Raw genomic sequence first — 19,069 nt, 5'->3', positions numbered from 1 at the left:
GTGTTGATCTTGCCAGCGCTGATGGCGTTTGCCCTGATCAGGACGTCGGATTGTCGTGGTCTCGAGTGGTCCCGCAGGGGCTTGGAGCGCGGGTTGGCTCCCACATGGCTCCCACAGCTCTGGACCGCCACGCCGTCTGCCGCGTGTCGTGGGCTCACTGCAACTGACGCGACAGGTCCTCCACGAGAAGGTCGAGTGTCGCCTCCTCATGGAGCGCGACGCCGAGGGCGGTCATTGCCGGGGCCAGATTCGGGTCCCAGGTCGCGCGGACAGGCTCGCCGTCGAGCGGTAGCTGAGGGATTCCCTCGGCCTGACTGCGAGCAGCCAGGCGCTCGTAGTCCTCGCCACCCATGCGCCACGGCTGGGCCTCGTAACGGCGGATGACTCTGTTGGCCAGAGCAATTCCCGGCCAGTCGAAGTCACCGTGGTAGGCGAAGGTGCAACCGGTGGCGGCGAGGGCGTCGAGAAGCGTCATGACCACCGTGGCGGCGCTGCCGGAAGTGCACACCAGCGGTCGGACACATGCCGCGTCGGCCGCGGCTTCCACCACCCGCGGGTTCTCGCATATGTGGACCACCGTCCCGGCGGGCAGCCGCAGTCGCAGGGTGAGCAGGTCGCGCGCGGTGAGGTGGGCTTCGGCGTGGTGGGCGGCCCGCTCCCGCAGGGCCTGCTCCCGCCATCCTTCTCCGGCAGGCCGCAGTCCGTAGGTCAGCACCGTGCTGGAGACCTCGTCCGGTGTGACGGACACCAGCCGCCACAGGGCGCGTCTGCCGGCCGCGTCGCTGGGAAACTCGGTGCCGTGGGCAAGGGCGACGCCGCGCTGGACGAGGCGTGCGAGCCAGGTTCCATCGTCCAGGCCGTGCGCTGATCCGGTCACCGTGGCCGCGAGTTCCCCACGGCCCCGGTTGCCGTCGCGTTCGGGATCGAGGAGTACGACGAGGACCTGGACGGCCTGCTGGAGCGTGCGTACCGCCGCTTCGGGTGTCACTCCTCTCGGAACGCCGGTGCGGCGCAGCACGTCGGACCACTGCCGGGTCCAGTCCTGGCGTGCGAGCGGTGAGGCGTCCAGCGAGGAAGCGAGCGACGACCACACATGACTGCGCCGTGCTGCCGCGTCCGCGCGGGCGGCACGGCGGTCGGTGAGCGGTGGTCCGAGTTCTTGCAGGACCTCCTTGAGCCCGAGTCCTGCGGCCGAGGTGCGCAGTCGCGCGTCGAGCGCGTCGAGCCGCACCGTCACGGCGGCACCGGTCAAGGGTTTGCCCAGCAGGAGCGACAGGTCGTTCCGCTCCTGCGCGTTCACCGCGGTCAGCCGGAGGGAACCGGTTGCCTGCACACCGTTGCCTTCCAGGCGTCTGCGTGCCGCGTCCCAAAGCCGGGTGAGCCCTGGCCCTGCCAGCCATTCGCGTGTCGCGGCGGGCAGCTTGCTCATACGGACACCAGACGCCGGTGCCGACCGTTCCAGGTGTAGTGCAGGGTGGCCACTCCGCGCACATGGGGGTCACGCAGACACTCGTAGATGTGCAGGGACGGCACCTCGGGCCAGTTGCCCATGAGCCGCTCGCTCGTGAGGACGAAGTCGAGATCGAGATCGACGAGGATGCGTCCCAGCCGCCCGTGGGTGGGTTCGTCGACCTTGGCGAAGGCGTCGTCCAGGAGGATCAGCCGCGGCGCGTGCGGCGCCGACTCGGCGAGGCTGGTGAAGTGGGCGGCAGCCGCAGCGAAGAGCACCAGGTAGGAGAGCACCCGCTGCTCGCCCTGGCTGAGCCCGGTACGGCCGGTCAGTCTGCGCCTACGACCGGGAGCCGCGTCCTCCACCACGAAGGTGTGGAAACGGAACCAGCTGCGGTAGTCCAGTGCGGTCCGCAGATGGGCGGCATAACCGGCCGAAGGATCGGCACGTCGGGCATCCTCGATCCGGCGTTGCAGTACCTCACGAAGCTGCTCGGTCTGCTCGCGCGTCCTCAGGCTCGACGGGCTGCGCAGCAGTTCGACGGCTGCCCGCACGTCCGCGTCCACATCGTCGTCCAGCTTCCACAGCAGCTCTACGCCGAGACCGTGTGACGTCCGTACGGTCCGCAGGGTGGCGTTGAGGGCCGCGACCAGGTTGGCCGCGGTGATGACCTGGGCCGAGAGGTGGTCACCGAGTTCACCGGTCAGGAACCGTTGGAACACGTCGCGTTCGCGCTCGGTGAGCCGCCCTCGTGCTTCTGCTGCCTGGGTCGCGATCCGCTCTCCCACGGCCGCGACATCGTGGGACCCGTGGTCGTCGAGGAGACGGCACACCTTGATTCCGTCGCGTTCTTCGAGTTGGGCGTCGAACCCGCCGGCCAGCTGGTCGTGCAACTCCGTGTGCCGGTTGAGCAGGGTGCTGTCCGACACCACGTCCCTCGGGTGGGGCAGGGCGCGTGTCACGGCGTCTGCCAGTGACCGGAGTGCTCGCAGGCGGCTGCGGACGTCCGAGCCGGGATCGTCCGCCACGAGCTCGGCCAGTGCGGACCGGTCCAGTCCCGCGCCGCGCGTCACCTCCGGACGGTCCAGGGCGGCGCGCAGCGCTCCGCCGGTGGTGATGACCGCCGTCTCCTGGCCGGCCAGGTCCTCGCGCAGGCGTTTCTCCTCCTCTTCCGCGCGTACGCGCAGCTCGCGGAGTTCGTCGCGGGCCCGTTGCGCCGCCGGAAGGGCGCGGCCGGCGTCCGCGACGCGCTGCCTGGCTTCCTGCTCGCGGGCGAGGATCTCCTCTTCGGACGACCCGATGGCCTCCTCACGGGTGCGCAGGTCCTGTTGGGCGGCGCGCAGTTCGGTGAGGCGTATCCGGTGGTCGTCCTCCGCGTCCGTGCGGTCCTGCCGGACGCGGTCGTACCGCTCGTCGTCGGCCGTGCTCCCGGAGAGCCGCTCGGCCGTGCCGCCGACCGCTCTGCGCAGGCGGCCGATGCCGGTGAGCAGGGCTGCCAGCGCGGTCCGTACCCGGTCCAGGGCGGCGGTGTTGGGCGGCAGGTCGTGGGCGGTCGCGGTGGCCTCGGCCTCGGCGCGTGCCGATACGGCGTGAGCGCGGGCTTCCTCGGCCAGTCGTGCCGCGCGGGTCGCCTTGGCGGTCAGGTCCCGCAGAGTCCGTTCGGCTGATTCGGCACGGCTCCAGGCGTCGGCGAGCAGCCGGGCCCGGGGGAAGTCCCGTTCCGCGAGCGTGAGAGCCCTGCGCCTGGAGTCGGCCTCGGCGAGCTCGTCGCGGGCGGCGGCCAGACGCTGTTCCGTCCGCGTGAGCCGGTCCTCCAGCTCGGCGAGGATGCGCCGCCGGGTCTCGGCGCGTACGGCGGCGCCCACGTACTCGGCGACGCTCTTGTGGTGACGGCCGCGCAGAACGCCCACGCGCCAGCTTCCGTCGTAGTACACCGCGTCGGTGCCGGTGGCCTCGTCGGCCGGTGTGAGCGCGATGGCGGCCAGCAGGCGTTCCACCTGTTCGGACGTGACGCCACAGCCCTGCTGCGGGGCCGGGCGCAGGGCCGAGGCGAGCGTCGGCCCCTCCGGTGGCACGGCACCGGGCTGGAGCAGGGTGTCCCGGGTGCCGGGATCGAGGAGGGCACCGTCCGCGCTGACCCACGCGTCGAGGATGCCGCTCGCCTCCAGCGCCGCCTCCAGACCGGCCCGGTCGGCGGATGTCAGGTTCTCCGCGAAGTCCACCAGCCGGTAGAAGGGCGCTCCGCTGCCCGGACTCCGCTCGGCGTCGCGGTGGTGCGGGACCGGCGGCTCGGGGTCGGTACGTCGCTCCCAGCCCTGCTTCTCCTTCGACAGGCGCTCGATCTCCTCGCTGAGTCGTCCGACGTCGAGCGCCAGGGCGTCACGGCGCCCGGTGAGTTCCTCGCCGTATGGTTCCAGGGCGGTGTGAGCGGCCTGCCGCGCCCGGCTGTCGACATCGGGCGGCAGGGTACGGTCCGCGAACGGTGCTTCGGCGGAGCTCTCACAGCCGACCGTGGCGAGGACGGCGTCCAGGGGCGGACAGCCGGGGCCCGCCGCAGCCCGGGTGCGTGTCACCCACTCGGCGACCGAGCGGGCGTAGCCGCCGCTCTCCGCGGCGACCTTCTCGCGACTGCCCTCAAGACGGGCGGCGGCCTCTTCCGCCTCGTCTTCCAGCCGTTCCCGCTCGGTATCGGCCTGTCCCGCCCTGGCCCGTGCCTCGTCGGCCCGAGTGGAGAGGTGGGCCACCTCCTGGACCATCCGCGTCCGGTGCTTCACCACCGTCTCGGCGTCCTCCAGCTGTCCCTTCCAGGTCCGCAGCCCTTCCTGCGCCGCGGCCGTGTCGACGTGGACCACCGGCCGGTGCCGTACGATCCGCGTCTCGCCGCCCGGGGCGATCAGCTCAGCTTCGCTGCCCCGGGACCGGACTGTGCGCGGCAGGGCCACCGCCTCGCCGAGATGGCCGGTGGGGAGCCCGGCCTTCTCCGCCTGGGCCAGCAGCTCCCGGTGCTCGGTTCCCAGCTCGGCCAGTCTGCTGCCGAGGTGCTCGATGCCCTCGGCCAGTCGCTCCGCCGCGCTCTCCTCCGCGTCGTGTGCGTTGCGCAGGGTCGTGAAGGCGGCCACAGCCGCGGTGTGCAGGGCCTCCACGGTGCCGCGACGTTCGGCCAGTTCGCGCAGGCTGCGGTAGGCGTGACTGGCGTGCAGGGCGGCGAGGTCGGTCCGGGCGGCCTCTTCTTCCTCTTGCAGGGTCTCCACGCGGGCCTCCGACTCCTCCTCCCGCGTCCGCAGGTCGCTGGTCCGCTGTGCGGCGTCACCGGCAGTCCGGCGTCGCTGTGCGAGGACGTCCAGCTCTCGGCCGACCCGCTGCGCGGAGGTGTGCAGAACCCCCGCCAGGTAGTCGCGGTAGCTGACGAGGAACGTCCGCAGTGCCGTGTCCGTACGCTCCAGACGGCCCAGTTCGTCCCGTACGGCGTCGAGGTCGTGGAGGTTGCGTGCCACCTTCTCGACCACGTCCTCGTCGAGTCCCGGCAGGGTCTCGCTCAGCAGGGAGGCCAGGCCCCCGTGCTCGATGCGGTCCCCGACCGTCGGGCGCCGGAGCCGGTGGAGGAGCTGGGTGAGGTTGCGGTAATGCGTCGCGTCCGTGATGCCGAACAGCTCCCTGGCCACGCGCGCGCGATGGAGGACGGCACGGTCCGTGGTGTTGTCGGGGCCGACGATTTCCTTGAGCCGGTCGATCGCCAAGGGCTTCCCCGCTGCGACCAGTTGGAGATCCTCACCGATGCGCAGCGGGGTGACGAAGAAGGTCGGCAGTGCCTTCTGCGTCGACTTCGAGGCGCGGATGGCGACGCCGAGCGTCAGAAAGTGGTGGGTGCCCTCGTCGGCCATGGCTCGGAACTCCACCCACAGGTAGCCGAGGCGGTTGGTCTGCTCGAACCCGTCGAGCATCAGCCAGGCGAGGGTGGTCCGGCCGGTGCCCGTGGCGTCCAGGGCCCGGGAATCGCCGTCCAGCAGGTAGGGCAGCAGCATCTCCAGCGCCTTGGACTTCCCCGCGCCGTTCTTGCCGCGCAGCAGCAGCCGCCCGTCGCCGAAGGCGAACTCCTGCTCGTCGTATTGCCAGACGTTCTGGATGCCGGCGCGGTGCAGCCGGAACCGGATACCGGCTGTCGTATCGGGGCCGGAGCGCGGCAGCGGGACGAGGCCGCGCGGTTCGGTGGTCATAGCGGCAACTCCTGCTGTGTGGCGGCCCTTCGGCCGGCTGTCGGGGCTGGGGGCACGGTGACGTGGGTGGCGTAGCGTGCCGCCGCGGCGAGCAGCACCCAGCCGCCCCCGGTCGGCCGTGCCCCGCGGACATCGGTCACCAGGCGTCCTTCCGGAGCCTGGGCGACGTACCCCTCCGGCAGTCCTTCCCCCTCGGCGCGCAGCGGACCGGCGGGCACCATCAACCGCATGCGGGCCAGGAGATCCAGTACGGCCACTCTCAGGGCGGGCGGGTCCTCCAGATAGCCGCGCTGCCAGTTGCTGCGCTGCCCGTACTCGGCCACCAGCTCTGCCAGCAGCTCATCCACCAGACCGTCCGGAACCGCCACTCCGATGACGAGAGACCCTCCGGTGGCCGGATGCCCCGGCTCCTGCGGCCGGAGCCGCTCCACGAGCCGTTCCACCAGCAGCAGCGCGGCCTGCGCGACGGTACCGGTGCCCGGCAGGTGCAGGTCCGTCAGCTCTTCCTCGGGGTCTACCAGCGCCACTCCCTCGGCACGGATCTCCGTCTCCAGGCCCAGGAGTTCGGAGAACGCCTGGGCTTCCCGGCGCTGCCGGGTGCGCAGCCAGTCGCGTTCGGCGTCGGTCAGTTCGTCGAGAAGGACGACAGGGGTCTCGACGAGCATGCGCCGCACGAAGGTGCGAGGCCCGCCGAAGCCCGGGTCCGCTGCCCGCCGGACCAGGTCGGCACCGTCCCGCGACTGGGCGAGCGGCCCGGCCACGACCACGCGGGCCAGCTCCCGGTCCACCGTGATCAGGGCCTCTCCGCCCGCCTCCTGCGCGAGCGCGGTCACATGCCCCTCGGTCTCGATGAGGACACCCCACTCGACCAGTTGGCGCAGAGCCGCGACCAGGGTCCGTTTCCCGGCCGCCCGTTCCGTCCCCTCCAGCTCGATCCCGGCATCGGCCGCCGCGGCCCTGACGTCGGCGACCAACTGCGACAGCAGCATCTGCTCGGGCGCGGTCACGAGTACGGACAGGGCCAGCGCCAGGCAGGCGTACGTGTGCGGGGTGAAGGGTGTGCCGGTGGACCGTGCGAGCCGGTGCCCCGTACCGGCGCCCAGACCGGCCTTGAACAACCGGGCGTAGGAGCTGTCGACCAGGAGCCGGTAGCCGAGCACCTGTTGGAACCGCTTGCCCAGCCAGTCGGCGTGCCTGCGGATCAGCGGGAAGAGGTCGGCGTGGGGTCCGTCCGACGTGACCAGCGGGTGGGCGAGCAGCAGCCGGGCTGCGGTCCGGCGCTCGGCGGCGAGGGCGACGTCGTGGGCCGAGGGTAGTGTCATGACACGCTCACTTCGGCAGGGCCGTCGGCCGTGGCGGAGGTCCTGCCGATCTCCAGCTCCAGGTCGTCCAACAACAGGTCGCCGTCGGTCGAGTGCAGGACCGTGCGTGCGCCCGCCGTGCGTCGCACGGTGAGCCGGATGCCCAGTTCGGCGTCCTCGCTCTGCGCCGCCTCCAGACCGAACCCCTGTGCCGTCCCGCTACCGTCCGCGTCCCGGTGTTCCGTGCCGCCGTGCGCCCTCCTGAGCTGCGCGTTTCCGAGCGCCGTGGCCAGCAGTTCGAGGAGCAGCCCCAGCGCCGACGAGGTGAGCCGTACGTCGGCGAAGCGACCGGAGGCACTGCGTAGTTCGTCCGCTGCCGCCGTCCTGGCCGCCGCCCGCTCACGGGCGGCCTCCTGCAGCCGTCGCTTCTGGGCGGAGTGGTCCTCCACCGAGGACGCCCGGCCCCGCTGCGCGCGGCTGCCCCTCTCGCGCAGCGCCACCGGGACCTCGACCACCGGGCCGGTCCACCAGCTCGTGTAGGCGGGTACCACCTCGTCGGTGGCCGGCGGGACGCCTAAGTGGCGGGCGCCGTACAGCCCGAAGGCGGCGACGGCGATGTCGTGTGCGTCCTGCGGCGCCGCCTCGTCGAACCACCGGGCCAGTCGCAGCAGGTCCCTGCGCCGGGACATCTCCCCGGTGGCCGAACGCAGCATCCGCTTGGCGTTGGCGAGCAGCGACTGCAACGCGCGCAGGGTGGCGTCCCGCAGTTGGTCGACCTGGCTTCCCTGCCCGTCGGCGTCCCTGAACCAGCCGCGCAGCCCCTCCCAGTCGGCCTGCTCGCGCCCCCGGCTGCGCTGGACCCGGGTCTCCGGGCGGCCGTCGCCTTCCGCCGACAGTCCGGTCAGACCCTGGGCGTGCGCGTCCAGCTGGGAGAGCAGGGCCGGGAGGTGCGGCCACAGCGTGTCCAGTGCCGCCGAGATCCGGGGCGCGCGGAAGGACACGTCCTCCGTGATCGCCTCGACGTAGTCCAGCAGCAGTTCCTTGAACCCCTGGTACTCGGTGCTGTCCAGGTCGTACCGGGCCAGCACCTGGCCGAGGTAGGCGTAGAAGTCCCGTACGGAGTCCGCGAACTCGGTGAACTGCACGAACAGCGTGCTGACCCGCTCCAGCCCGTCCTGCGGCTCGATGCCGCCCGGCGCGGTCACGCGCTCGGCCAGTTCCTTCAGACCGCGTTCGACCAGCGCCAGCAGCTCGCCGCTCACCTCCCGGGCGGCGTCGGCCTCGGCCAGCACCCCGTCGGCGTCCCGCTGGACCCGCTCGCCCGCCTTGGACAGCTGGTAGCGCGAGCGGGAACGCTGGTACTCGCTGATGCTGGACGCCTTCACCGTGTGGCTGCTGCGCAGCAGATTGCCCCACTGCACCAGCTGCTCCAGCCGGACCGTGAGGGTGTCGGCGTCGAGACCGGCCGCCGGGCCACCGGCCTGGCGCAGCTTCGCCATGACGTCCGGGACGGCCAGGTCCGCCAGCAGCGTCCCACAGAAGACCCGCATGATCGCGAGGTGCTCCAGCCGCTCGGGCGCGCCGAGGTACTTGTACGCGTCCAGCCGCCTGCGCGTCTCATCGTCACCGGTGTCCGGTGGCGCGGCGTCCGGTGGTGCGCCGGGTGCGGGTACCTCCATGTCCGCGAGGCTACGCGGCGTATTCGTCCGTTGGTGGGGCATGGCGGGAAATGATCCTGGAGAGGGATGCTGGTTGCGCTACTTTCTTCGATAACCCCCCTTATCGCGGATCCCGCTGCATCGCAGCTCGAGAACGTCGTATCGTTCTGAGGCGCCCGGCGAGCAACCGCTGACACAGCAGAGCCACCGCGCGTACAGGGGCCGCCCGGCGCTGTCGGAGCACCTGACACGGACGAGAGAGGAAACGGGGGGAACCGTGGTCACTGGTACGCCAGACGCGACCTGCACACGACCCCGCTGCCCCGAGAACTGAGCACCGCAGACGAAGACGACGACACCTCAGTGTCCCCGGCTTCCCCGCCCGCGGAATCCGGCCCGGCCTCCGCGACGGGGGCCGCCGGTACGCCGGACGGCGCCGGACCTCAGGCTGCCAAGGAGCTGCCGATCGGTACGCCGGTCAAGGTGCGCGTGGCCGGCCCGGGGCCGGGAGCCCACTGGAAGGTCAAGGCTCTTGCTCCGGCGACCGCGCGCACCCTGCTGCTCGTGACCCGGCACGGGGAGCCCGCACCCAAGGCGGGCGTCCGGCTGGACACCTGGGTGACGCGGAACGAGGGGCCGGTGAGCCTCGTCGCGGCCGGGGACTTCGGCCGCAAGCCCATCAGTGCCCGGATGGCACCGCGGTACCTGGGAGCCCTTGGCGCACTCCAGGACATCGTCGAGGGCGGTGGCACGGTCCCGCCCGGGACCACGGACCGCCTCTCGGAGCTGAAGGGCATGGCCAACCGGTGCTTGCGCCGCGACCGGGTCGACTGGCTCAGCGTATGGCGTCTGCTGGGCTCTGCGGATCGCGACCGGCTCAGCGCCCTGGCGGACCTCGCCCAGCGCACACGTCAGGCGGTCGCCTCGGGAACTCCCGACCTGCACACGGCCCTGGCTGCCGACCCGGCATTCGTCCACTGGGCTGGTCCCCTGGCTCAGGCCCGAGAGGAGCTCTCCGGGCGGTTCGACGGCGAGCCATCCCCCGAAACGGACACCACACCTGACCCCGTACCCACGCCACCGCATGGCTGCGGGCTCACACAACTGAACGCAGCCGAGCGTGACCGAAAGCCCCGGACGGGCCCGGTGTCGCCGCCGGGACGCCAGACGACACACGAGCAGAAAGACATGCCTTCGATGGACCTTGCCGCTCCTACGGACATCTCCGCACACGAGCCCACCGCGCAGCCGACTCGTGATGAGGCTCTCTCACGCGAACTGGCGCTCGGGGCGCAGGCCGACAGAGAGTGCAACACCCACGAAGCCGTGCGCTACGAGCTGAAGGCCGCCCTTCTGAGGGCCGGCTTGCGTCCTGCGGACTCACCGGCGGCCGACGTGATCGTGGACGGTCCGAAGGGCCTCTTCCTGTACGAAGTGCTCGGCGCGGACCGTTCGACCTACGCCGACCTGCGCGCAGGGGCGGCACGTCTCATGGAGATCGAGCACCTCGAGTCCCGTGCCATCGAGCACCGGTTCCTGGTCCTCTCCGAGCCGCCGACGGAGGGGTGGGCAGCGGGCGCGCTCCGAGGAGTCTTCGGAGTGAGCACCGTCTGGAGGACCGCGGACGGGTGGGAAGGACCGGACTCGCTCATTGCCCTGCACCTTCCGCACTGAGCCCCGAGCGGACGGCTCGGGAGCCGCATCACCGCGCCGTCGAGGCCAACACTGCGTTGAAAACCCAAACTTGGTGCTCCATGTCCTCAGGGGCTAACCTGCGTGCGCGCGCCTAGAGAAATCCCAAACGGCGTGCTCTAGAGCCTAGTTCCCTCCGGGCTTTTACGGTTCTGGTGGAACGTGACGACGGAGCCGGTGCGCAGGACCACCACGGGGCAGCGTCCGTGGTGCAGGCCCGGGTGAACAATGGGAGTTGGGATGGAACGGAAGCTGCTACTCGCGAGCGTGGCATTTCTCCTGGCCGTGATCGTCGCCCTGGTGGGAGGGATCGTGAAGAAGGCAGGCGGCGCGCCTATGACGGGGGCGCTCCAAGCAGGTGCCGCTTCCTTCGCTGCCACCTTCACGCTCGCGCTCCTCTTCCTCTCGACGCTCGGGCTGGTGTGACCGTGGATCAGCAGCCTGTGCGCAGCGCGACGCCGGCGCTCGGAGTTCCGCCGGCCGGGGGGAGCGGGATGTCGTTCCGGGTCCGGCGGCTGGTGAAGAGCCTGGCCGTTCGAATGAACACGCAAAATGCCTGCCGGATCGTCCTCGGCCTGATCTACGTGAGGAATAAGGCGCAGGAGGGCTTCCCCCGAGCGGGGGAGGGCCACGGTGAGGGGCGAGGGAGTGGCGAACTGCCGTCATGGCGCTGGCTCGTTGACCAGGCCGCGAAACCCTCGCCGCTCGGGCCTCACGTATGGCGTTGTGTGAGCACATGGCTGGCGCCCGTGCTTCGCACGGAGAACGGCGATACGGACCAGAACTTCGTACCCTCTCTTCCTCCGACGGTCGATGACCATCTGCGGACTCTGGTCACAGAGATCGACCAGGCCGACCGAGTGGTGGAGCTACTGGAACAGTGCCTGGAGGAACTGTCCGCCGCGCAGGCCAGGGGAGGCCACTACTTCACCCCGCGTGACATCGTGAGTCTCATGGTGGAAGCAGTCGCGCCGCAGAACGGACACCGTGTGCTCGACCCGGTGTGTGGATCGGCGGGGCTCCTGGCCGACGCGGAGCGCTACGTGCGGGAACGGACCGGCCTGCAGCCGAACCTGCTGCTGACGGGCCGGGACCTTCGCGCTGACACGTTGCAGATCGCGCGGTTGAACCTCGCAGCGCGTGGCATCGGGGCCGACGTGGGTCCCCCCACGGACAGTCTCGCCCAGCCGACGAGTGACTCGTACGACATCGTGATGGCCAACCCGCCGTTCAATCTGTCGGACTGGTCCGCCGCCCCTCCACGTGGCGACGATCCACGCTGGACGGGCACGGTCCCCCCGCGGGACAACGCGAACCACGCGTGGATCCTGCACATCGCCCACGCACTTGCCCCGCAGGGAAGGGCCTCAGTCCTGATGGCCGACGGGGCAGCCACCGGACTGCGCCCCTCCGAGCAGCGTATCCGTGAGCGCCTGGTCCGAGAAGACCTCGTCGAGTGCGTCGTCGCACTCCCACCTGGCCTCTTCCCTCACGTACGTATCTCCTGTTGCCTGTGGCTGCTGAACCGGGACAAGAGCCCTCACCGGGGCTGGGGGGCCGCCGACCGTCGCAAGCAGATCCTGTTCGTCAACGCCCGCACCGCGTACGAGACAATGTCCGGCTCCCGGCAGCGCCGTCTTGCCGCTGACGGGGTCGGCCGCGTTCTGCGCACCCTGTCCGCTTGGAGGGGCGCCCCCACCATGCAAGGCGAGGCGCCGGCCAGGTACGAGAATGATCCCGGCTGGTGCACCTCGCTGTCCACAGCAGAAGTTGCGGACGCTGGGTACGTCCTCCTGCCCGTGGTCCATGCCTTGGAACCAGCTGACGAACACACGGCAGCGCGCGAGCGTGTGGAGGAACTCAAATGGGATCTCTACGGCAAGTTCGAGAAGTCGCACGCACTGGAACGGGACCTGCGGCGCCTCTTGGACGAACTGTGAGGGACGATCTCGCCACGCACCACATCGGTCAGTCCGAACGGCCGGAGGCATGGACGACCGCAAGGCTGGAGGACCTCGCCGAAGACCTCTTCGTGACGTACGGGATCAACGACCGAGGGCTGCCCGGCCATCAGGGAGTGGTACGGGCCGGAGACGTCCGCGACGGCCGCATCACCACGGATCAGCCCGGCTGCGAAGGCGGTGTCATGCAGCGGAACACGCGGGCGACCTTGCGGCGCGACGACCTGGTCGTCGTGCTCGTGCGCCGGGTCGGCGACGCGGCCCTGGTCACCGAGGGGCACGAGGGCTGGATGGCTACCCGCAGTGTCGGCATCGTCAGGTCGAAGGAACGGCACATCACACGGTGGTTGCGCATCTGGCTGAGGACTCGTCGGGCCCAGGCATGGATCCAGCAGCACGTCTCCGCTCACGTCGAGCCGACCCTCAGCATCGACGCACTGAGGAAAATGCCGGTGGCCGTTCCACCGCTGGAACGGATCGAGAAGCTCCATGAACTGGTCACTCTGATCGAGGACAAGACGAGACTCAATCTGTCCATCGCGGCCGATGCGGTCGCCTTGGCAGACGCTCACTACGCCACGTGGAATCGGTACCGCACGTCATGGCCGACGTGCGAGTTCGGCCGAGTTACGCGTGCGTCGACCGGCAGGGCGGCGCCGTCTCAGGCTCCTGAGAACGGCGTCACCTGTAACTGGGTGGCGCCGTCCGACATCCTGAACACGCGCCTGCCGTACCTCGACGGCACAGAACGCCAAGGTCTTGCTGTGCCGGGCGACATCTGCGAACCGGGGACCATCCTGATCGCTACTCGGCCGGACGGCATGCGCGCAGCCGTGACCCTGCGGCCTGTCGTCGCCGGACGCGGCGTACTGTCGATACATCCCGGCGACCCTGAGAACAGCTGGTGGCTCTTGCATGAGCTCCGGCTCCGGAGTCGGGAACTTTCCAGGGCCGCCCAGGGTAGGCAGGCGCGTGAGATCACGAAGCGAGCCTTCTCGCGGCTCGATGTTGCCTGGCCCGCGGACGATGTGCGGCGAGAGTTTCACCGCGTGGCTCGGCCGATGCACCAGGTCGCGCAACAGCGGGTCGCGGAGAACGCGTCCCTGAACGAGACTCTCGTGACGCTGCTGAGTGCCCTCTCGCCAGCGGCGGATCGACTGGCGGGATCAACAGGCCCCGTGGCAGACACTGGTCCTGCAGCGCGAACCGGCGTAGCCCGCTGAGGCCAAAACGGCCAGGAACCACCCAGGGGCCCGACCCGCGCTGCGGATCAGGCCCCTGACCTGGTACTTCACTGTCGGGGTGGCGGGATTTGAACCCACGACCTCTTCGTCCCGAACGAAGCGCGCTACCAAGCTGCGCCACACCCCGATCGTCGCTGCTTGTCGCGGCGACGTCGTTTACTTTAGCCCACCGGCGGCCGGAGGTGAAATCCGGTTTATCTGCGGTGGCGGAGCGGGTTCGGGCGGATGTGGTCCAGTGCCACGAGGAGGGCGCCCAGGGCGTAGAGGGACAGGCCCAGGAGGAGGGCGTTGCCGAGGACGCCCTTGTAGCCGTGCTGGTCGACGTCGAGGAAGGGGTAGAGGTAGCGGTCCTGGGTGCCGGGGAGGAGGAGCTCGCCGCGGGCCAGGGAGAAGGCCAGGTAGGCCAGGGGGTAGAGGAGCCACGCGGCGGCCTGGCGCAGGTGCAGGCGGCCAGGGGTGGTGAGCAGGAGCCAGTCCAGGGCCGCGGCGACGGGGACGGCCGTGTTCAGGATGTGGGCCGCGGCCGTGTGCCAGCCCGTGCCCGTGCCGTCCGTCACGGCGAACGGGCTCGCCGCGTTGGCCAGGAGCAGGTGGTGGACGAGGCCGCCGGCGGCGACGTACAGCAGGACCGCGCCTGTGAGGGCGCCCGGCAGGGGATGGCGGGCGGACCAGGCGCGACGGGCGGAGGCCGGCATGACCAGGGTCAGCAGGATGCTGCTCTGGACCGTGAAGTGGCTCAGGGGGCTGGTGGCCGGGCCGCCGCCCACCAGTAGTTCGATGGTCACGCCCGTCAGGGCTAGAAGTGCGGTGAGGGCGCGGAAGCCGGCGACCAGCGGGCGGCGTACGGGGGTCAGGACGGCCGTCGCCGGGACGGGGGAATGCAGCAGTCGGGGCGGGCCCGGGAGTGCGGGGAGGTCCGGGATGTCCCTGGGTATCGGGGCTGTCATGGCCCCAAGCTAGACAGACCGGACATGGCGGGCTATGCGGGTGGGCCGTGTGGGTTACCCGGCCCGCCCTCGGCCGGCGGTCAGCGCTCCCGCCCCACCAGTGTCAGCAGCGTCGCCTCCGGCGGGCAGGCGAAACGTACCGGTGTGTACCTGTTCGTACCGCAGCCCGCTGATACGTGGAGGTAGGCCGTACGGCCCTCGGCCGTGTGGGTGGACAGGCCCTTCACGCGCTCCGTGTCCAGGTCGCAGTTGGTGACCAGGGCGCCGTAGAAGGGGATGCACAGCTGGCCGCCGTGCGTGTGGCCGGCGAGGAGCAGGGGGTAGCCGTCCGCCGTGTACGAGTCGAGGACGCGCAGGTACGGCGCGTGGACCACGCCCATCGAGAAGTCCGCCGTGCCGGACGGGCCGCCCGCCACCTCCGCGTACCGGTCCCGTTTGATGTGCGGGTCGTCCAGTCCCGTCAGCTCGACGGACACACCCTCGATCTTGAGCATGCCGCGCGTGTTCGTGAGGTTCTGCCAGCCGGCCGCGTCGAAGCCGTCGCGGAGGTCCTCCCACGGGTTGTGGACGACTCCGACGGCGGGCGCGTTGCCGTTCAGGCCGTGGCGGCCCTGGGCCTTCTCGATCAGGTACCGGGCGGGGTTGCGCAGCTTCGGGCCGTAGTAGTCGTTGGAGCCGAAGACGTAGGCGCCCGGGAACTCCATCAGGGGGCCGAGGGCGTCCAGGACCTCCGGGACACCGTCCGGGTCGGACAGGTTGTCGCCGGTGTTGATCACGAAGTCGGGGCGCAGGCCGGCCAGCGACTGCAGCCAGCGCTGCTTCTTGCGCTGGCCGCCGACCATGTGGATGTCGGAGACCTGCAGCACGCGCAGGGGGCGCATCCCGGGGGGCAGGACGGGGACCGTCACCCGTCGGAGGCGGAACGAGCGGGCCTCGAAGCCCGCCGCGTAGACCAGACCGGCGGCGCCAACCGCCGTGATTCCCAGGGGTACTCCGTATCGCGCGCGCATGCAGCCATCGTGTCAGAAGCGGTGGCGGGAGCCGACCGCGCGGGCGGCCGGCCAAGGCACTCGCCGGGATGCTCACCAACGGTCGCGGCAGAGGGTCCTTGGCAGCAGGTCCTTAAATGAGCAGGCGCTCTTCCTTCCGCACCTGCGACAATCACCCCATGACCACGCTCAAGTCGAAGCTGCACGACGACCTCAACGCCGCGATCAAGGATCGTGACGAGCTCCGCTCCTCGACGCTCCGGCTGACGCTCGCCGCGATCACCAAGGAAGAGGTCGCGGGGAAGGAGAAGCGGGAGCTCTCCGACGACGAGGTGCAGAAGGTGATCACTCGCGAGGCGAAGAAGCGCCGCGAGGCCGCCGAGGCGTTCGCGCAGGGCGGTCGTACGGAGCAGGCCGAGCGGGAGAAGGCGGAGGGCGTGGTGCTCGCCGCCTACCTGCCCCAGCAGCTGTCCGACGACGAGCTGGACGCGATCGTCGCGCAGGCCGTCGAGGAGGCGAAGGCGGCCGGTGCCGAGGGGCCGCGGGCCATGGGTGCCGTCATGAAGATCGTGAACCCGAAGGTGGCCGGGCAGGCCGAGGGCGGCCGGGTCGCCGCCGCGGTGAAGAAGCTGCTGGCCGACTGAGTCCCGTCGTCCCCCGCCACCGCGGGTGACCGGGTCCACGAAGAACCGGCGAAGACCGGCGGCCCCTCCCTCGTGAGGAAGGGGCCGCCGGTCTTCGCCGTCGTACCGGAGCTTGCTCGGTGTCGACCGGAGTTCGGTGTCGACCGGAGCTGGGCTCGGTGTCGTACCGGAGCTCGGCTCGGTGTCGTGCCGGAGGTCAGTCGCGCCGCCCGCCGATGCCGTTTCCGCCGTTGCCCTGTCCCTGGATGATGTTCCCCGGGAAGCCGCCGCCGGGGCCGCCGTTGCCGGTGCCGCCGTCGATCAGGCCGCCGATGACACCGGCGTCGCCGTCGCCCTCAGCGCCGTTGTCCTCGTCGCCGTTGCCACCGTCGTCCCGGTCGCCGCCGCCGTCGCCGCCGTCGCCGGCGTCACCGCCCGGGCCCTTGTCCTTGTCCTTGTCGGGCTTGGGGAGGTCGACGATGTTGAAGTTGGGGGACTCCTTGCCCGCCAGGGCGCCGGTCATGGCGTCCTTCCAGATGGGGCCCGGGACCGCGCCACCGAAGACGAGGGCGTGCGTGACGCCGCCGATCGAGATGTTCTTCATCTCGACCTCCTGGGAGGCGCTGCCGACCCAGACGGCGCCCGACATGTTCGGCGTGTAGCCGGCGAACCAGGCGTTCTTGCGCTCGTCGGTCGTACCCGTCTTACCGGCGTTGTGCCGGTCGCTGAGGCCGGCCTCCTTACCCGTACCGGAGTCGACCACACCCCGCAGCAGGGTGTTCACCGTGTCCGCGGTCTTCTCGCTCATGGCCCGCGAGCACGTCGACTTCGGCACCTCGAGCGACTTCTGCTCGTTGCCGACCTTCTGCGTGATCGACTCGATCGCGACCGGCGTGCAGTACATGCCGCGCGAGGCGAAGGTCGCGTACGCGTTCGCCAGCGTCAGGGGGGACATACCGACCGAACCGAGGGCGAGGGCGGAGGGGCTCTGCGGCAGCTTCTCGCCGTTGCCCTGCCGGACGTGCAGCTTGTCCGCCATGTTGGCCACCGGGCACAGACCGATGTCGGAGAGCATCTGCACGAAGTACGTGTTGACCGAGAGGCCCATCGCGTCCTCCAGGCGGTACGGGCCGACCTCCGTCTCGTTCTCGTTCTCGACGGTGTAGGACTTGTCGTTGATCCAGGGCTTGCCACAGGTCTGGACGGGGCTCGGGTACTCCATCTCGTACGGCGACGAGTACTCCTTCGTCGCCGGCACACCCTCCTCCAGCGCCGCGGCGGCGAGGAAGGGCTTGAACGTCGAGCCCGTGGGGAAGCCGAAGTTGGAGCCGCCGTAGGCCGCGTCGACCGAGTAGTTGATCTCCGTCTCGTTCTTGCCGTAGCCGTACGGCTTCGACTGGCCCATGGCGAGGATCTTGCCGGTGCCCGGTTCGACCAGCGTGGTCGCCGCGGACACCGAGTCCGACTGGTAGATGTGGTCCTTCAGGGAGGCCTGCACCGACTCCTGGGCCTGCGGGTCGAGCGTCGTGCGGATGGTCAGGCCGCCCTGGTTCCAGATCTTGGAACGGTCCTTGCGGGTCTTGCCGAAGACCGGGTCGTTCAGGAACACCTCGCGCACGTAGTCGCAGAAGAAGCTCGAGTTCTTCACGGCCGTGATGCACCCGTTCTTGGGCCGGCTGACCTTCAGTCCGAGCGGTGCCGCCTGGGCCTTGTCGGCCTCCGCCTGCGAGATGTCACCGACCTGGGCCATGCGCTGCAGCACGGTGTTGCGCCGCTCGGTGGCCTCCGCCTCGTCGTTGACCGGGTCGTACCGGCTGGGTGACTGGACGATGCCGGCCAGGAGCGCGGCCTCCTGGAGTTCGAGGTCCTTGGCGGACTTCGAGAAGTAGCGCCGGGAGGCCGCCTCGACGCCGTAGGCCTGCTGGCCGAAGAACGTGATGTTCAGGTAGTTCTCGAGGATCTGCTTCTTGCCCAGCTCCTCCTCGACCTGGATGGCGAGCTTCAGCTCGCGGATCTTGCGGCCGAGGGTCTGCTGGGTGGCCTGGGCGACCAGCGTCGGGTCGTCGCCGGCCTCCTCCACGAAGACGTTCTTGACGTACTGCTGCGTGAGCGTGGACGCGCCCTCGGACACCCCGCCGCTGCGCGCGTTCTTGTTGAGCGCGCGCAGTACGCCCTTGAGGTCGACCGCGCCGTGCTCGTAGAAACGAGAGTCCTCGATGGCGACGATCGCCTTCTGCATGTACGGCGAGATGTCCTTCAGGTCGACCACCGTGCGGTCGCGCGAGTACACCGTGGCGATGGTGCCGCCGTCGGCGTCGAGGATGGAGGTGCGCTGGCTCAGCGGGGGAGTCTTCAGGTTGGCCGGGAGTGCGTCGAAACTCTCCACCGACCCCTTGGCCGCCAGGCCCAGCGCGCCCACCGCGGGCAACGCGATGCCGGCCAGCACGGCTCCCGCGAGGACACTGACACCGAGGAACTTGGCGGCCTGTTGCGTTGGCGACAGACCACCGCCCGAGCGCTTCTTTGGCATGGAGGCAGCCTACGTTCTCATTCGCCGGACACGCGTATATGCCTTGGCCTAAGCTGCACTCAACTGTCACAGCAGTGCGGCCACGTATCAATACGTCCGGTGACCCCGAATCGTTCCGGATCCGCTCAACTTTTTTCCGAGGGGCCTCGCTGGGGGGCGCGTTGGGGTGTACGGGCGCGTGCCGCGGTGTGTGGGACGCGCGTCCGAATCCGCCTCGTGTGTCAGCCGGTGTCCGTTGTGGCGTAGCAGGCATGACCCGAATGCCGGGATAGTCACGCATGTCGCCAGCTCACTCCCCCGGGTGATCTGCCGCTTACCCATAGTCCGTTCGGGCCATTCAAGATTGGGCCCGAAGGGGGTGTTGCGCTGTGCCCGCCTTCCGTAACGTCCTCAACTGGCGGCGGTGAATATGCCGCTGCCGCCGTGGGGGAGCCTCGATTCGGGAGAGGACGGCGCCGGT

The 19,069-nt window shown here is 70.3% G+C and carries 12 protein-coding genes and 1 tRNA gene; 5 read left to right on the top strand and 8 right to left on the bottom strand.

Annotation, left to right across the window (positions count from 1 at the left end):
- Positions 1-154: 154 nt before the first annotated feature.
- The 4 genes from ACP4J0_RS27030 to ACP4J0_RS27015 are packed head-to-tail and all read right to left on the bottom strand — an operon-like array spanning position 155 to position 8,644.
- Positions 155-1,429: a TIGR02679 family protein gene (locus ACP4J0_RS27030; protein ID WP_426601324.1), complete on the bottom strand. Its 1,275-nt coding sequence runs from the start codon at positions 1,427-1,429 to the stop codon at positions 155-157.
- Entirely contained in the window at positions 1,426-5,664 is a 4,239-nt protein-coding gene (locus tag ACP4J0_RS27025) for a TIGR02680 family protein (RefSeq protein WP_426601323.1), read from the bottom strand. The genes ACP4J0_RS27030 and ACP4J0_RS27025 overlap by 4 nt, the downstream gene beginning before the upstream one ends.
- The gene (locus ACP4J0_RS27020; protein ID WP_426601322.1) at positions 5,661-6,986 is read right to left on the bottom strand and encodes a TIGR02678 family protein; all 1,326 of its coding nucleotides are present in this window, start codon (positions 6,984-6,986) and stop codon (positions 5,661-5,663) included. The genes ACP4J0_RS27025 and ACP4J0_RS27020 overlap by 4 nt, the downstream gene beginning before the upstream one ends.
- The gene (locus tag ACP4J0_RS27015) at positions 6,983-8,644 is read right to left on the bottom strand and encodes a TIGR02677 family protein (RefSeq protein ID WP_426601321.1); all 1,662 of its coding nucleotides are present in this window, start codon (positions 8,642-8,644) and stop codon (positions 6,983-6,985) included. The genes ACP4J0_RS27020 and ACP4J0_RS27015 overlap by 4 nt, the downstream gene beginning before the upstream one ends.
- Positions 8,645-8,986: 342 nt before the next feature.
- Between ACP4J0_RS27015 and ACP4J0_RS27010 the strand changes: the two genes are divergently transcribed.
- From ACP4J0_RS27010 to ACP4J0_RS26995, 4 genes are all read left to right on the top strand, one after another.
- Entirely contained in the window at positions 8,987-10,297 is a 1,311-nt protein-coding gene (locus ACP4J0_RS27010) for a hypothetical protein (protein ID WP_426601320.1), read from the top strand.
- A gap of 258 nt (positions 10,298-10,555) precedes the next feature.
- A complete protein-coding gene (locus ACP4J0_RS27005) occupies positions 10,556-10,741 on the top strand; it encodes a hypothetical protein (protein ID WP_359788739.1) in 186 nt (61 codons plus the stop codon).
- 2 nt (positions 10,742-10,743) lie between these two features.
- Positions 10,744-12,255 (top strand): N-6 DNA methylase, encoded by a 1,512-nt coding sequence (locus ACP4J0_RS27000; protein ID WP_426601319.1) that lies wholly within the window; start codon positions 10,744-10,746, stop codon positions 12,253-12,255.
- Positions 12,252-13,499, top strand: coding sequence for a hypothetical protein (locus ACP4J0_RS26995; RefSeq protein WP_426601318.1), 1,248 nt, complete (start codon positions 12,252-12,254; stop codon positions 13,497-13,499). The genes ACP4J0_RS27000 and ACP4J0_RS26995 overlap by 4 nt, the downstream gene beginning before the upstream one ends.
- Before the next feature lie 74 nt (positions 13,500-13,573).
- Here the strand turns inward: ACP4J0_RS26995 and ACP4J0_RS26990 are convergent.
- From ACP4J0_RS26990 to ACP4J0_RS26980, 3 genes are all read right to left on the bottom strand, one after another.
- Positions 13,574-13,647 (bottom strand) — tRNA-Pro (locus tag ACP4J0_RS26990).
- 67 nt (positions 13,648-13,714) lie between these two features.
- Entirely contained in the window at positions 13,715-14,467 is a 753-nt protein-coding gene (locus tag ACP4J0_RS26985; RefSeq protein ID WP_426601317.1) for a Pr6Pr family membrane protein, read from the bottom strand.
- A gap of 80 nt (positions 14,468-14,547) precedes the next feature.
- Positions 14,548-15,477, bottom strand: a complete 930-nt coding sequence (locus tag ACP4J0_RS26980; RefSeq protein WP_426601316.1) for a metallophosphoesterase — start codon at positions 15,475-15,477, stop codon at positions 14,548-14,550.
- A 158-nt stretch (positions 15,478-15,635) separates the two neighbouring features.
- Here ACP4J0_RS26980 and ACP4J0_RS26975 point away from each other — a divergent pair, with 158 nt between their 5' ends.
- Complete coding sequence (locus ACP4J0_RS26975; protein WP_426601315.1) at positions 15,636-16,100, top strand: GatB/YqeY domain-containing protein; 465 nt, start codon at positions 15,636-15,638, stop codon at positions 16,098-16,100.
- 196 nt (positions 16,101-16,296) lie between these two features.
- Here ACP4J0_RS26975 and ACP4J0_RS26970 read toward each other — a convergent pair whose 3' ends face one another.
- Positions 16,297-18,609, bottom strand: a complete 2,313-nt coding sequence (locus tag ACP4J0_RS26970) for a transglycosylase domain-containing protein (RefSeq protein WP_426601314.1) — start codon at positions 18,607-18,609, stop codon at positions 16,297-16,299.
- Positions 18,610-19,069 lie beyond the last annotated feature (460 nt).

Origin of the sequence: Streptomyces sp. WG7, from assembly GCF_049975785.1 — a bacterium.
Lineage (GTDB): Bacteria > Actinomycetota > Actinomycetes > Streptomycetales > Streptomycetaceae > Streptomyces.
This window is presented reverse-complemented; position numbering and strand designations above follow the sequence as displayed.